Here is a 14,718-nt window from a genome sequence, read left to right as displayed (position 1 = left end):
AGCCCGCACTCGGGTTCGCCTGCGGCCCGCGCCCGGGTGCGCCAGCGGCCCACACCCGGGCGCGCCTGCGGCGGGCACCCCAACCCCGCCCCTTCACCTCAACCCCGCGGCGCTTGGGGTGGCTGGGGTTACTGCCAGGGGCGCTGCCCCCGGACCCCCACACCTCAAACGCCGGCGGGGCTGAGAACGCCCGGCCCGCGCCCGCACGTCCTCAAGCGCCGGACGGGCTGAAGTCCCCCCACACGAAACGGATCGCAGGCCCAGCCATGGCCCTCATCACCCTCCTCGCCGACAAGGGATCCCCCGGCGTCACCACCACCGCCACCGCCCTCGCCGCCGTCTGGCCCCGTCGCGTCCTGCTTGCCGAGGCCGACCCCTCCGGCGGCGACCTCGTCTACCGTTCCAGCGCCGCCCACGGCGGGCCCCTCGACCCCAACACCGGACTGCTGTCCATCGCCGCCACCGCCCGAAGGGGGCTGGCGGCCGAGCAACTGTGGGACCACGCCCAGCAGTTGAGCGGCGGGCTCGACGTGCTCGCCGGGCTCGGCAGCTCCGAGCAGGCCGCCGGGCTCGCCGGGCAGTGGGCCATGCTGGGCTCCGCCTTCGCCGCCCTCGCCGACTCCCCGTACGGTGCCGCCGACGTCATCGCCGACTGCGGCCGGATCGGCGCGGGCTCGCCCACCCTCGACCTCCTTCCGCACGCCGACCTCGCCCTCCTCCTCACCCGTACCGAACCCGAGCACCTCGCCCGGGTACGCGACAGGGCCGCCGCCCTCGCCCAGCGCCTCAGCGGGTCCGGGCGCGGTGCGGGCGTCCTCGCGCACACCACCGTCGGCGTGCTCCTGGTGGCCGACCCCGCCGAGTCCGGCAAGCTCGCCCATCAGGTGAACGAGATGCTCCTCGCCGCCAGGACCGGGGCGCGTGTCCTCGGGGTCGTCGCCCACGACCCTTCCGGCGCAGCCCAGTTGGCAGGCCGTAAGCGGGGAAGGCTCGACAAGTCGCTCCTCGTACGGTCGGCCCGCAAGGTCGCCGTCGACCTCCACCAGCAGTTCGGCGCGGGCTGGTCGGCCGCACCGGCAGCCTCGGGGGCAAGCCGATGAGCACCGTCGACCACCAGCTCGTCAAACGCTTCCGGCAGGAGGCGGGCGACCGCATCGCCGAACAGCGCCGCATCGACCAGGCGTCCGGCATCGCCGCCATGACGGGCGAGGACGAGCGCCAGTACGCCCGCGCCGTCATCGCGCAAATACTGGAGGCGTACGCCCGCGCCGAGGTTAACGCCGGGCGCACCCCCCTCGACGCGGAGACCGAGGAGGGGTACGCGGCCGCCGTGCACGCCGCGCTCTTCGGTGTCGGACGGCTTCAGCCGCTGCTCGACGACCCCGAGGTCGAGAACATCGACATCAACGGCTGTGACCAGGTCTTCATCGGATACGCGGACGGACGGGAGGAGGCCGGGGAGCCCGTCGCCGAGACCGACGAGGAACTCGTGGAGCTGATCCAGGTCCTCGGCGCGTACAGCGGTCTCTCGTCCAGGCCCTTCGACTCCGCCAACCCCCAGCTCGACCTGCGGCTGCCCGACGGCTCCCGGCTCTCCGCCGTCATGGACGTCACCCGCCGCCCCGCCCTCTCCATCCGGCGCGCCCGGATGGGCAAGGTCTTCATGTCGGACATGGTCGGCAACCACACCCTCACCCCGGAACTCGGCCACTTCCTGGCCTGCGCCGTCCGCGCCCGCAAGAACATCATGATCGCGGGCGCGACGAACGCCGGGAAGACGACCCTGCTGCGGGCGCTCGCGAACGAGATCCCGCCGCAGGAGCGGCTGATCACGGTCGAGCGGGCGCTGGAGCTGGGACTCGATCAGTTTCCCGAGATCCACCCCAACGTCGTCGCCTTCGAGGAGCGGCTGCCCAACTCCGAGGGGCACGGCTCCATCGCCATGTCCGAGCTGGTCCGCAGGTCACTGCGGATGAACCCGTCCCGCGTCATCGTCGGCGAAGTCCTCGGCGACGAGATCGTCACCATGCTCAACGCCATGTCGCAGGGCAACGACGGGTCGCTGTCCACCATCCACGCCAACAGCTCCAGCGAAGTCTTCAACCGCATCTCCACCTACGCCCTCCAGGCCAACGAGCGCCTCCCCATCGAGGCCAGCCAGATGCTCATCGCCGGGGCCATCAACTTCGTCGTCTTCGTCGAGCGCCGCAACGACTACCAGCGCGGCGGACGGCTACGCCGCGTCGTCACCTCCGTCCGCGAGGTCAACGGCGTCGACGGACGCGTCCTGTCCAGCGAGGTCTTCGCCGAGACGGCCGACGGGCGGGTCCTCCCGCACGCGCCGCTCGCCTGCCTCGACGAACTGAGTGCGTACGGCTACCGGCCGTCCGGGAACTGGGGCTGAGGCAAGATCATGGGACTCTCGCAACTCGGTTCCCTGGGTGGGCTGTTCAGTCTGTCCACCTTGTGCGTCCTGCTGTGCGGCGTCGCCGTCGGCGGCGGCCTCGCCCTCCTGATCGTCGCCGTGCGCGGGCTGCCCGCGAAGCCCCCCGCCGAGAAGGCGAAGGCCGGGAAGCGGATGGCGGAGCTGGCCGCCTTCGCCGGGCGGCGCGGGTCCCTCGCCATCGGGATCGGCATGCTCGTGCTGCTCTTCTCGCGGTGGGTGGTCCTCGCGGTCGCGGCCGGAGTGCTGGTGTTCTTCTGGGAGCGGCTGTTCGGCGGGGCCGCCGAGGAGCGCGCCCAGATGCGGCGCGTCGAGGCGCTGGCCGCCTGGACGGAGTCCCTGCGCGACACCATCGCGGGCGCGGTGGGCCTGGAGCAGGCGATCCCGGCGTCCGCGCGGGCCGCCGCCCCCGCGCTTCGGCCCCACCTCGAAGCCCTGGTCGACCGGCTCCGCTCCCGTACGCCACTGCCCGAAGCACTCCAGCTCCTCGCCGACGAGATCGACGACGCGTCCGCCGACATCATCGTCGCCGCCCTCATCCTCAACTCCCGGCTGCGCGGCCCCGGTTTGCGGGAAGTGCTGGGCGCGCTCGCCAAGTCCGCCCGCGAAGAAGTCGACATGCGCCAGCGCGTCATGGCCCAGCGGGCGAGCACCCGGCGCAGCGTGCAGATCGTGGTGGGGGTGTCCGTGGCGTTCGTGCTCGGGCTCGCGGTCTTCAACCGGGAGTTCGTGGCTCCGTACGGCACGCCCGCCGGGCAGCTCGTCCTGGCGTGCGTGTGCGGGCTGTTCGCGCTCGGGTTCTGGTGGCTGCGCAAGCTGTCGCGGATCGAGACGCCGGACCGCTTCCTGGTCCGCGCCGAGCAACCGGCCCACACCACACCCGCGTTCACGCCCCGCACCGAAGAGAAGGCGGCTGTCCGATGACGACGACCACGGTGATCCTCGGTGCCGTCCTCGGGCTCGGCCTGTACGTCCTGGTCCGCGCGCTGCTGCCGTCCCGGCAGGGCTCCGTCTCCCGGGTCGCGCAGATCGACGCGCTGCGGGCGCGGGGCGTGCACGGCTCCTTCCCGTACGAGAGCCAGTACGACCGCTCCGCCTCCGGCGACGGCAGGAAGCCCGGCAGGAGTGCCGCCCTGCGGGCGCGCGCGGGCAAGCGGGTCGGGGACCTCTACCGGCGGCAGGGATGGGAACTCCGTTCCCTGCGGGCCGACTTGAACGTCCTGGAGCGGGGGTGGGAGTCCTTCCTCGCCACCAAGCTGCTGCTCGGTGTCGCGGGGCTCTTCTTCGGGCCGCTGCTCTTCGTCGTCGGGTGGACGCTCGGTCTCGGCAGCAGCCCGGCCGTCCCGCTGTGGCTGGCGCTGGCCTGCGGTGCGGGCTTCTTCTGCCTGCCCGACCTGGAGGTACGGCGCGACGCCGCTGCCAAGCGGCGCGACCTGCGGCGCGTCATCGGCGCGTACCTCGACCTCGTCGCCATGAACCTGGCGGGCGGGCGGGGGCTGCCGGAGGCGCTGATGGCCGCCGCCGACGTGAGCGACGGGTGGGCGCTGCGCCGCATCAAGGGCACCCTCGCCGACGCCCGGATCAGCGGCATCAGCCAGTGGGCGGCGCTCGGACGGCTCGGCGAGGAGCTGGGCATCGAGGAACTGAAGGACCTCTCCGCCTCGCTCGCGCTGGTCGCGGACGACGGCGCGAAGGTGCGGGAGTCCCTGGCGTCCCGCGCCGAGACGATGCGCCACCGCGAGCTGGCCGAGATCGAGGGCAGCGCGGGCGAGAAGTCGCAGTCGATGCTCGTCGCGCAGCTGCTGCTGTGTGCGGGGTTCCTGGTGTTCCTCATCTATCCGGCGGCGATGCGGGTGTTCCAGGTGTGACGCCCTCGCCCGTTGAACCCGTAACTCACCATCCTCCGAAAGGAATTGACCCTCATGTCTCCGATCAAGAAGTTCCTCACCACGCAGGTGGCGAACCAGCCCGCCGTCGCCCTTCTGGTGACCTTCCTGGCGTCCCGCGTGGAGCGGGCCCGCTCCGAGGAGACCGACCGGGGGGCCTCGGCCGTCGAGTGGGTGATCATCTCGGCGGTGGTCGTGGCGATCGTCGGCGTCGTCGCCGCGATCATCAACGCCGCACTGACGAACGGCGCGGAGAAGGTCGGCGACTGCATCGCGGGCGCCAACGCCGGAAGCACCTGCTGAGCGACGGCTCGGGAGGCGGGGGCGCGATGCGGGTGAACGGCCTGAACGGTGTGAACGGCGTGAACGAGTGGGCAGAGGCGTACGCACGCCGGCGCGGGGCGCCGGGGCGGCGCGCCGCGTCCGGCACGGCCGTGCGGGCGGGTTCCGGTGGTTCCGGGGACGAGGGCATGACCGCGATCGAGTTCGTGCTGCTCACCCCGGTGCTCTTCTTCATGATCTTCGCGACGGTGCAGTTCGGTCTGTACTCCTTCGCGGACCACGTCGCGCAGGCATCCGTTCAGGCCGGTGCCCGCAAGGCGCGCGCCACCGCCGACCGCAACCCGGGGGAGTGGCAGGGCGCGGCCCGCGAGGTCGCCGAGAGCTATGTCGCCCAGCTGGGGCCGCAGTTGCTCATCGGGCCCGAGGTGGCGACGCTCCAGCCGGGACAGAACACGGTCGGCGTGGAGATCACCGCCCGCGTCCCCACCGTCTTCCCCGGACTCGACCTCACCGTGCACGCCGAGTCGCAGGGGCCGGTGGAGCGGTTCGTGCCGGACGGGGAGGGGTGATGGTGCTCTCTCGCGTACGGGACTTCCGCATACAGGACTTCCGCATACGGGACTCCCGTGTACGGGACGGACTGCGGCGGCGTGCTGAAGCGGCACGCGGCCGGGGCCAGGGCCAGGACCGGGGGCTCTCCACCGTCGAGGTGGTGATCCTCGCGCCCGTGATGATCCTCTTCCTGCTGATCCTGGTCGGGCTCGGGCAGCTCGTCGACGGGCGCGGCGCGGTCGACGGCGCGGCCCGCGACGCCGCGCGCGCCGGGTCCCTCCAGAAGGACGGCGGACAGGCCGTCGCCGAGGCGGAACGGGCGGCGGAAGCGGACCTCGCGGACGTCTGCGCGGGGCCCGTAACCGTACGGCAGACCAGCGGGGCGTACGCCGAAGCGGAGTTCTTCTCGGTCGAGGTGAGCTGCCGCATCCGGGGGCTCGCCCTGCTCGGCCTGGACATCCCGGCGGAGCTGAGCGGTCGTTCGACCTCGCCCATCGACCCGTACCGGAGGAAGAGTTGAGGACTTTCGCAACGGTGAGGGGAACGGCGAGGGACTGGCTGGCGCGCCGGGTGCGGGCCGCCGACGACCGGGGGTCCGGGGCCGCCGCCGTACTGATCTTCGCGTTCGTGTTCCTGGCGCTGGCGGCGTTCGTCGTCGACGGCGGCCTGTCGATCTCGCAGCGCGAACGCGCCGCCGACATCGCCGAGCAGGCCGCCAGGTACGCGGCGCAGGACGTCGACCTGGAGGCGCTGTACGTCGACGAGGGCGGGCCCGCGCCGATCAACTTCGCGAACTGCGCGGACCGGGTGAGGGCCTTCGCGCGGGAGATGGAGATGTCGGGCCCGGACATCGCGGCCTCCGGCTGCGTCGACGCGGACGCGCAGCAGGTCGAGGCCACCATCCAGCTCACGTACCGGCCGATCCTGACCGGCATGTTCTACGGCGGCGCGATCACCGTGACGGGCACGGCGGTGGCGGAGTCCGTGGCGGGGTGAGCCCCCCCGAAGCCCCTGTTACCTACGAGGAGACGCACACCATGCACCACCACGTTTACCGAACTGCCGCCGCGCTGGCTCTCGTTGGTGCCACGGCACTGGCCGTCACGGCCTGCGGGGGTTCCGGCGCGGAGCCGTCCGGGAAGTCCGACAAGATCGCCGGGGCGGACGCGGGGAAGCCGAAGGCCGCGCCGAGCACGAAGGCGGACCCGGTGGCGGGGCGGCCGAAGATCGTGCTGCCCGAGGACGTGCGGAACGTCTTCGAGGACGGCCCCACCGGCGACCCGGCGAAGGACGCGGTCCTCGCGGACAGCGAACGGCGGGTCAACTCCGTCGACGCCGCCATCACGATCGGCGGGAAGACCGGCGAGGCGGTCACGTTCTACTCGTCCGGCGACGCGTTGATCACCGCCACGAACTACATCACCTCCTTCTACAAGGACGGCAAGACCTTCACGGGCACCACCCGCTTCTACGACCGCGAAGTCACCTCCCTCAAGGGCACCGCCGCCGAGGTGACGTACTGCCTGGACGCGTCCAAGACCTACCCGAAGGACCGCAAGACCCAGAAGGTCTCGCACCCGGCCGGGTCCCCGAGCGACTACGTGCACTACCGCACCGGCCTCAGGAAGAACGCCAAGGGCGTGTGGCAGACGGTCACCGTCCAGTCGACCGAGGGAGCCAAGCAGTGCATGCCGTGAGCAGGCGCACCACCGCCGCAGCCCTGGCCGTCGTCGCCCTCGCGGCAGCGACCCCGGCCGCCCACGCCGGTGGTGGCAGGGGCGGCGGCGAGCAACAGGCGACCGGTGGCGCGAAAGGCAACAACATCACCGCCACCACCAAGATCCAGACCACCGTCGCAGGGAGCCGGGGCGGCACCAGGACCGGCGGTCTCACCTCCGCCGACACCAACTGGACCCCGCCCGCCTGCTGGTACGAGCCCGCCTTCACACCGCGGCAGATCCGGGCCCAGGTGCTGGCGTTCCGGGCGATCGACGTCGGCATGCCGTTCTTCCCCGTCGGCATCGGCGACACCGTCGGCGACATGCTCGACGGCTACTACAAGGACGGCACGTACAAGAACTACAACCTCGACAAGCAGGGCAAGGGCATGTTCTGGGCGGCGGTCGTCAACCCCAACCGCAAGGACGAGCCCGGCGCGAACGCCTGCGACAAGCCCCCCTTCTGGGTCGACGAGGGAGCCGTCCCCGAGGAACCCCTCGCCGTCACGCCCAAGACCCTCGCCGCGTACGCGTACGACGAACTGCCCGTCCCGGACACCCAGGTGACCACCGCCCCGAACGGCAGGTCGACCGTCAACGTGCCCACCTACGTCTGGCTGGACAAGGCGAGGTTCAAGCCGGTGTCGGTCACCGCGACCCTCCCCGGCACCGGCCTCTCCGCCACCACCACCGCCAAGCCCGTCGGCCTCACCCTCGACGCGGGCACCGACGACGCGACGCTCCACCCCGCCTCCGGACAGTGCCCGGTGAACGCGGACGGCTCGATCGGCGCTCCGTACGTCAGGGGCTCGGCCGGGCGGACGCCCGCGTGTGGCGTCACCTACCGGCGGGCGTCCGGCGACACCACGTACCCGCTCAAGGCGACTCTCACCTGGGAGATCACCTGGAACAGCACCAACGGCCAGGGCGGCGCACTGCCCGACGGGAGCTTCGGCGGCATCACGGACGTCCCCGTCCAGGAGGTTCAGGCCGTCAACCGCTGACCCGCCCGCCCCCGCCCCACCCCCTCCTCACCCCGGGACTCGTCCTCATGGCACGCACCACGACCACCCCTCCCACCACCCGCCCGGCGTCCCCGCCGCGCCCCCGGCGCGGCTTCGGAGACTTCGTCAAGGCGTTCCTCGCCTTCGTGGCGCTCGCGGCGCTGGTCGTCGGCGTGCCCGTGGCGCTGGCCTCGGTCTTCGGCTGGCCGCTGCCCCACGAGGTGCCGTCGCTGGACGTGCTGCGCAGCGAGATCTCGGTGAACACGTTCATCGGGGCGCTGACGGTGGTGGTGTGGCTGGCCTGGGCGCAGTTCACGGCGTGCGTACTGGTCGAGGTCAAGGCGGCGGTCTCCGGGGTCGGCATGCCGTCCCGGGTGCCGGGCGCGGGCGCCAGCCAGGCCCTGGCCCGCCAGCTGGTCGCCGCCGTACTGCTGTTGAGCGCGGGCGCGGCGGGCTTCGCCCCGGGCGTCGGACAGCTCGGCGAAGGGCCGGAACAGGTCCGCGCGCCCGTCGCCGTATCGGCGCAGCAGTCGCCGGGGGCGGAAGCCGGGGAGCGTGCGGCGGCGGAGGCGGTGCGGGCGCAGGCCGATGCGGCGCTGAAGGCGAGCGGGCAGGCCCCTCGGGGAAGCACGAAGTTCTACCGCATCCAGCCGCCCGAGGGCCGCCACCACGACTCCCTCTGGGAGATCGCCGAACGCCACCTCGGCGACGGCCGCCGCTACGGCGAGATCTACCGGCTCAACAAGGACCGCGAACAGCCCGACGGCTCCAAGCTCTCCCGGGCCAGCTTGATCCGCCCCGGCTGGATCATGGAGATGCCGGGGGACGCGCGGGGCGGCGAACTGGTGGAGATGCCCGCCTCCCCGAAGTCTCCGCAGACCGCGTCGCCAGAGGTTCCGGACGCGTCGGGGAAGCTCGCCGAGCAGATCGCCCAGTACGACACGTCCCGTACGGGGGCGAACGGTTCGGCCGCGTCGCCCGGCCGCCTCGACGACGACACCCGCCAGATCGCCATCCCCTCGCGGCGTCCGGCGAAACCCTCCGTGCCGGAGGTGGCCGCCCCCGCCCCCGCCCCCGCCCCCGCTCCCGCGCACGAGCAGCCCGCAGCGGAGGCGTCCTCCTTCGGCCTGCCCGAAGCCCTCCTCGCCTCTCCGCTCCTGGCGGCCGGTCTCCTCGCCGCGCTCGGGCGGCGTCGGCGTACCGCGCTCTGGCAGTCCGCGATGGCGGCGGGCCGGGCGCGGCGCGGGATGGAGCCGCCGGTTCCGGCCGGGGCCGCCGCCGACGCGCAGGACGCGCTGCTCGTCGGGGCCGACCCGGAGGCCGTCGCCTTCCTGGACCGCGCGCTGCGCGGGCTCGCCGCCGCGCTGGCCGCAGCCCACCGCCCGCTGCCCGTCGCGTACGCCGCCTGGCTGACCGAGGGCGAACTCCACATCCAGCTCGCCCAGCCGTCCGGCGAACCCCCGGCCCCGTGGCGCACCGGCCAGGACCCCACCTTCTGGATGATCACCCGACCCGACGCGGAGGCGTACGAGACCTCCGGGACGACCGCCGACGCGCCCGCTCCCTACCCGGGCCTCGTCTCCTTCGGCACCCGCGAGAGCACCGGCGAGGGCACCCGCAAGGACACCGGCGAGAGCACCCGCGAGGGCACCGGCGGCGACGCCCGCCTCCTCCTGAACCTGGAGGCGCTCCCCGGCCTGGTCTCCCTCTCGGGACCCGCCGCCTCCCGCACCGCCGTCCTCGCCTCCGTCGCTGCCGAGCTCGCCACCAGCGGCTGGGCGGACCGGATGGCCGTCACCCTGGTCGGCTTCGGCGCGGAACTCACCGCGCTCGCCCCGACCCGCCTGCGCCACCTCGACGACGTCGAAGCCCTCCTCGACACGCTCGGCGCGGAGAGCCGCCAGCGCGCCCACGCCCTCGGCAACGCGGGCCACGACTCCGTCCTCACCGGCCGTGGCAGCACCGCGGGCCGTCCCACCCCGTGGGCCCCGCACCTGGTCCTCCTGGCCACCGACCCGACCGAAGAGGAAGCCGCCCACCTCGCCCAACTCGCCGTCGACTCCGGCAGGCTGGGCATCGGCTACCTGGTCGGCACCTCCCACCCCGACCTCCCGGGCGCGACCTGGCAACTGGAGGTCACCGACAGGGGCCGCCTGCTGGCCCCCCTCCTCGGCCTGGACCTCAAGGCCCAGCTCCTCCCCACCGCCCAGCGCGAGGCCGTCGTCGAGCTCTTCTCCCGCACGGCCCCCGAGGACGGGATCGCGGACTCCCGCCCCTTCCTCGTCGACCTCACCGAACAGGGCCGCCCCGCCGTCTACGCGCGCCTGGTGGGACCGTACGAACTCATCGGCCCCGAGACGACCCCCGACGCCTCCCGCAGCCCCCTCCTGTACGAGGCCCTGGCCCTGCTCCTGCTCCACCGCGAGGGCGTCCACCCCCGCGTCCTGGCCTCGGCCCTCTGGCCGCGCGGCGTCACCGACGACGTACGGGACGCCCTGATCGCCCGCCTCGGCGACTGGCTCGGCACGGACCCGGACGGCACCGCCCGCCTGGCCACGGACGACACGGGCCGCCTCACCCTCGCCCCGTCCGTCGTCTCCGACCTCGACGTGCTGCGCTCCCTCCACCACGAGGCGACGGCGGGCCGAGGTGCGGAGGACCCCCGCACGCGGGAGCGGTTGCTGACCGACGCCCTGGGGCTTGCCCGGGGGCCCCTCCTCGCGGACCGCACCCCCGGCCGCTACACCTGGCTCACCCATGAGATCGTCGACGCCCAGCTCCCCCTGATGGTCGCGGACGTGGCCCTCTCCCTCGCGGAATCACGCCGGGAAAGGGGCCGCCCGGAACGCGCCGTCGAAGCCCTCGACACGGGCCTCACCACGGCCCCCTCCGACGAACGCCTCTGGAACGAGCTCCTGCGCGCCCTGCACGCCCTGGGCGACGAACCCCGCCTCCGCGCGGCCGTCCGCGACCTGGCCTCCCGCTCCGGCCCGTCCGGCATCCCGCCCCGCACGGAGGCCCTCCTGGACGAACTGCTGCCGGGATGGCGCGGCGAGGTGCCGGCCTCGGCGTGAGGAGGTCCCGCCGCCCGCAGCCGCCCGTGCCCCCTGGCGTACGCTGGACCGGTCTTGACGTACGACGCGTACGGACACGTTCGACCCCGCACCCCTCTGGGAAGGAACCGCCCCGGTGACCGAGAAGGCCGACCTCCAGTCTGTCCTTGACCGTGCCGCCGAGGGTGGCCGCATCACCCCCGAGGAAGCGCTCGCCCTGTACCGCGACGCCCCGCTGCACGCGCTCGGCCAGGCCGCCGACGCCGTGCGCCGCCGCCGCTACGCGGGCACCGAGCACATCGCGACGTACATCATCGAGCGCAACATCAACTACACGAACTCGTGCGTCACCGCGTGCAAGTTCTGCGCCTTCTTCGCCGCCCCGAAGAGCCCCGACGTGTGGACCCGCGACCTCGACGACATCCTGCGCCGCTGCGCGGAGACGGTCGAGCTGGGCGGCACCCAGATCATGTTCCAGGGCGGCCACCACCCCGACTACGGCGTCGAGTACTACGAAGAGCACTTCGCCGCGATCAAGAAGGCGTACCCGCAGCTGGTCATCCACTCCCTCGGCGCGTCCGAGGTCGAGCACATGGCCCGCATCTCGAAGGTCTCCACCAAGGAGGCCATCCAGCGCATCCACGCCGCCGGTCTCGACTCCTTCGCGGGCGCCGGCGCCGAGCTGCTCCCGGCCCGGCCCCGCAAGGCCATCGCGCCGCTCAAGGAGTCCGGCGAGCGCTGGCTGGAGATCATGGAGGAGGCGCACGGCCTGGGCGTCGAATCCACCTCCACCATGCTCATGGGCACGGGCGAGACGAACGCCGAGCGCATCGAGCACCTGAGCATGATCCGCGACGTCCAGGACCGTACGGGAGGCTTCCGCGCCTTCATTCCGTACACCTACCAGCCGCAGAACAACGCGCTGAAGGGCCGCACGCAGGCCACCCTCTTCGAGTACCTGCGCCTCATCGCGATCTCCCGGATCTTCCTCGACAACGTCGCCCACATCCAGGGCTCCTGGCTGACCACGGGCAAGGAGGTCGGCCAGCTGTCCCTGCACTACGGCGCGGACGACCTCGGCTCGATCATGCTCGAAGAGAACGTCGTCTCCTCCGCCGGAGCCAAGCACCGCTCCAACCGGATGGAGATCATCGACCTCATCCGCAAGGCCGGTCGCGTCCCCGCCCAGCGCGCCACCACCTACGAGCACCTCCTCGTGCACACCGACCCGGCGAACGACCCGGTCGACGACCACGTCGTCTCGCACCTCTCCTCCACGGCGATCGAGGGCGGCACGGCCCACCCCGAGCTGAAGCTCCTCGCGTCCAACTAGGCGTGGCATGCTGACGATCCACCGTGCCCTCGGTGTCCGGGAGGCGGACGGGGTGGCCGGGGACGCGGTCGTCGTGGACGGCGACCGCATTTCCTCCATCGGTACGTACGAGGAGCTGGTGGCCCACGCGGGCCCCGGCACCCGTACCAGGGAATGGGACGGCTATCTCACCCCCGGCCGTTTCGAACCCGACGCCGTCGACCTCCTCCAGGCCCACTACTGGCCCGACCCCCGCGAGGCCGACCTCCTCGGCACCGAACCCCTCTCCGGGCACGCCCTGCACGACCTCGGCATGACCGACGCCCGCTGGGGCGCGAGCGCCCGCCGAGGCGTGCAGCGCCTCCTCGCCCACGGCACGACCGCCGTCGCGGGCCCCTTCACCCACCCGGCGGTACGCACCGCCGTCGACCGCTCCCCGGTCCGCGTCCTGCACTCGCCCCGCCCGAACGCGCTCACCCCCTCCGCCGCCGCCGACTTCGCGGTCTTCGCGGAGCCGTCGGGGGAGTGCCTGGCGACGGTCATCGGCGGACGGCTGGTGTTCCGCCGGGCGTGACGGGCTCCGCCCGCACCACCGGCGTCCCCCGCGCCACCCCGGTCCCGCCCGCCCCCTACCGGCACGCATCCATCCCCTACCGGCACAATGGGCACGTGACCCGAGCATCCCTGGACAAGCAGCCGCACGAAGTCGCGTCGATGTTCGACGGAGTGGCGGCGAACTACGACCTCACCAACACCGTCCTCTCCCTGGGCCAGGACCGCGCCTGGCGCAAGGAAGTGGCCAGGGCGGTGGACGCGCGCCCCGGAATGAAGGTCCTCGACCTGGCCGCCGGCACCGCCACCTCCTCCCTCCCCTTCGCCGCCACCGGCGCGTACGTGGTCCCCTGCGACTTCTCGCTGGGCATGCTCCGCGAGGGCAAGCGCAAGCACCCGCACCTGCCGCTCACCGCCGGTGACGCGATGCGGCTGCCCTTCAAGGACGAGTCCTTCGACGTCGTCACCAACTCCTTCGGGCTGCGGAACGTCGTCGACACCGAGGCCGCGCTGAAGGAGCTGTTCCGGGTGACGAAGAAGGGCGGGCGGGTGGTGATCTGCGAGTTCTCGCACCCCACCTGGGCACCGTTCAGGACCGTCTACACCGAGTACCTGATGCGGGCACTGCCGCCGACCGCCCGCGCCGTGTCCTCCAACCCCGACGCGTACGTCTACCTCGCCGAGTCCATCCGCGCCTGGCCCGACCAGGCAGGACTCGCCAAGAAGCTCCAGGAGGCGGGCTGGTCGAAGGTCGCCTGGCGCAACCTGACCGGCGGCGTCGTGGCCCTGCACCGGGGCGTGCGGGTCTGATGAGTGCGCCGGGAGCCGGGGGGCCGGAGTCCGGGTCCGAGTCCGAGTTCGGGCGGGAGTCCGAGCTGGAGCAGCCCGTCGACTTCGACTTCCAGGGCATCCTGCGGCAGATCGAGGCCGACGTACGGCCGCAGATCGGGGAGGGGCAGGTCGCCGCGTACATCCCCGCCCTGTCGTGCGTCGATCCCGGCCGCTTCGGCATGGCCATCGCCGACCTCGACGGCAAGGTGTACGGGGTGGGGGACTGGCAGCAGCCGTTCTCCACGCAGTCCATCACCAAGGTCTTCGCGCTCGCCCTCGCGCTGGCGCAGGGGGGCGACGACCTGTGGGAGAAGGTCGGGCGGGAGCCTTCGGGCAATCCGTTCAACTCGCTGGTGCAGCTGGAGTACGAGAACGGGATCCCGCGGAATCCGTTCATCAACGCCGGTGCGCTGGTGGTGACGGACCGGCTTCAGACGCTCACCGGTGACGCGAGCAGCGAGCTCCTGGAGTTCGTACGGCAGGAGAGCGGCAATCCCGACGTCACCTTCGACCCGGAGGTCGCCGCTTCGGAGTCCGACAACGGGGACCGCAACGCGGCGCTGGCCCACTTCATGGCCTCGTACGGGAACATCGCCAATCCGATTCCGGCTCTCCTCGACCACTACTTCTGGCAGTGCTCGATCGAGATGAACTGTGCCGATCTGGCGCTGGCCACCCGCTTCCTGGCCCGGCACGGGCTGCGCGCCGACGGGACGCGACTGCTGCCGCGACGGCTCGCCAAGCAGATCAACGCGGTGATGATGACCTGCGGGACGTACGACGCGGCGGGCGAGTTCGCCTACCGGGTCGGGCTGCCCGGCAAGAGCGGTGTGGGCGGCGGCATCGTGGCCGTCGTGCCCGGGGTGTGCACGGTGTGCGTGTGGAGCCCGGGGCTCGACGCGCAGGGGAACTCGGTGGCGGGCATAGCGGCCCTGGACCGGTTCACGACGTTGACGGGACTGTCGGTCTTCTAGGCGGCCTCCTTCAGGTCGCCCCGCCGCCGTGCAGAGGGTTTTGAGGGGGCGTTACGTCTTCTCCGGGAACCAACGGGCGGGCAGGATGAGTCAGTTGACAGCAGCACAGGG

Annotated in this window: 15 protein-coding genes; all 15 read left to right on the top strand. The window is 72.5% G+C overall.

Going from position 1 to position 14,718, the window contains the following annotated elements; all coding sequences use genetic code 11:
- The first annotated feature begins 266 nt into the window (after positions 1-266).
- The 15 genes from OG897_RS26270 (at position 267) to OG897_RS26200 (ending at position 14,607) form a co-directional block, all read left to right on the top strand.
- On the top strand, positions 267-1,100 hold the full coding sequence (locus tag OG897_RS26270) for a hypothetical protein (RefSeq protein WP_266659938.1): 834 nt from the start codon (positions 267-269) through the stop codon (positions 1,098-1,100).
- A complete protein-coding gene (locus OG897_RS26265; protein ID WP_266659936.1) occupies positions 1,097-2,404 on the top strand; it encodes a CpaF family protein in 1,308 nt (435 codons plus the stop codon). Before OG897_RS26270 ends, OG897_RS26265 begins: the two co-directional genes overlap by 4 nt.
- 9 nt (positions 2,405-2,413) lie before the next feature.
- Positions 2,414-3,367 (top strand): type II secretion system F family protein, encoded by a 954-nt coding sequence (locus OG897_RS26260; RefSeq protein WP_266659934.1) that lies wholly within the window; start codon positions 2,414-2,416, stop codon positions 3,365-3,367.
- Complete coding sequence (locus OG897_RS26255) at positions 3,364-4,311, top strand: type II secretion system F family protein (protein ID WP_266659932.1); 948 nt, start codon at positions 3,364-3,366, stop codon at positions 4,309-4,311. The genes OG897_RS26260 and OG897_RS26255 overlap by 4 nt, the downstream gene beginning before the upstream one ends.
- A 54-nt stretch (positions 4,312-4,365) precedes the next feature.
- Complete coding sequence (locus tag OG897_RS26250) at positions 4,366-4,632, top strand: hypothetical protein (protein WP_266659930.1); 267 nt, start codon at positions 4,366-4,368, stop codon at positions 4,630-4,632.
- Positions 4,633-4,691: 59 nt separating this feature from the next.
- On the top strand, positions 4,692-5,180 hold the full coding sequence (locus tag OG897_RS26245; RefSeq protein WP_266659928.1) for a TadE family protein: 489 nt from the start codon (positions 4,692-4,694) through the stop codon (positions 5,178-5,180).
- Positions 5,180-5,683 carry a TadE/TadG family type IV pilus assembly protein gene (locus OG897_RS26240; protein ID WP_266659926.1) on the top strand — a complete coding sequence of 168 codons (504 nt, stop codon included), beginning with the start codon at positions 5,180-5,182 and terminating at the stop codon, positions 5,681-5,683. The genes OG897_RS26245 and OG897_RS26240 overlap by 1 nt, the downstream gene beginning before the upstream one ends.
- 14 nt (positions 5,684-5,697) lie before the next feature.
- Complete coding sequence (locus OG897_RS26235) at positions 5,698-6,159, top strand: pilus assembly protein TadG-related protein (RefSeq protein ID WP_266660520.1); 462 nt, start codon at positions 5,698-5,700, stop codon at positions 6,157-6,159.
- Positions 6,160-6,200: 41 nt separating this feature from the next.
- Positions 6,201-6,860, top strand: coding sequence for a hypothetical protein (locus OG897_RS26230; protein WP_266659924.1), 660 nt, complete (start codon positions 6,201-6,203; stop codon positions 6,858-6,860).
- On the top strand, positions 6,857-7,885 hold the full coding sequence (locus OG897_RS26225; protein WP_266659922.1) for a hypothetical protein: 1,029 nt from the start codon (positions 6,857-6,859) through the stop codon (positions 7,883-7,885). Before OG897_RS26230 ends, OG897_RS26225 begins: the two co-directional genes overlap by 4 nt.
- Positions 7,886-7,932: 47 nt before the next feature.
- Positions 7,933-10,959, top strand: a complete 3,027-nt coding sequence (locus OG897_RS26220) for a BTAD domain-containing putative transcriptional regulator (RefSeq protein WP_266659920.1) — start codon at positions 7,933-7,935, stop codon at positions 10,957-10,959.
- A 115-nt stretch (positions 10,960-11,074) separates the two neighbouring features.
- A complete protein-coding gene (gene mqnC, locus OG897_RS26215) occupies positions 11,075-12,271 on the top strand; it encodes a cyclic dehypoxanthinyl futalosine synthase (RefSeq protein WP_266659918.1) in 1,197 nt (398 codons plus the stop codon).
- Positions 12,272-12,278: 7 nt separating this feature from the next.
- Positions 12,279-12,824 (top strand): hypothetical protein, encoded by a 546-nt coding sequence (locus OG897_RS26210; RefSeq protein WP_266659916.1) that lies wholly within the window; start codon positions 12,279-12,281, stop codon positions 12,822-12,824.
- Positions 12,825-12,919: 95 nt separating this feature from the next.
- Complete coding sequence (locus OG897_RS26205) at positions 12,920-13,612, top strand: demethylmenaquinone methyltransferase (RefSeq protein WP_266659914.1); 693 nt, start codon at positions 12,920-12,922, stop codon at positions 13,610-13,612.
- Positions 13,612-14,607, top strand: coding sequence for a glutaminase (locus OG897_RS26200; protein ID WP_266659912.1), 996 nt, complete (start codon positions 13,612-13,614; stop codon positions 14,605-14,607). Before OG897_RS26205 ends, OG897_RS26200 begins: the two co-directional genes overlap by 1 nt.
- Positions 14,608-14,718: the final 111 nt, after the last annotated feature.

The sequence above is a fragment of the Streptomyces sp. NBC_00237 genome, from assembly GCF_026342435.1.
Lineage (GTDB): Bacteria > Actinomycetota > Actinomycetes > Streptomycetales > Streptomycetaceae > Streptomyces.
This window is presented reverse-complemented; position numbering and strand designations above follow the sequence as displayed.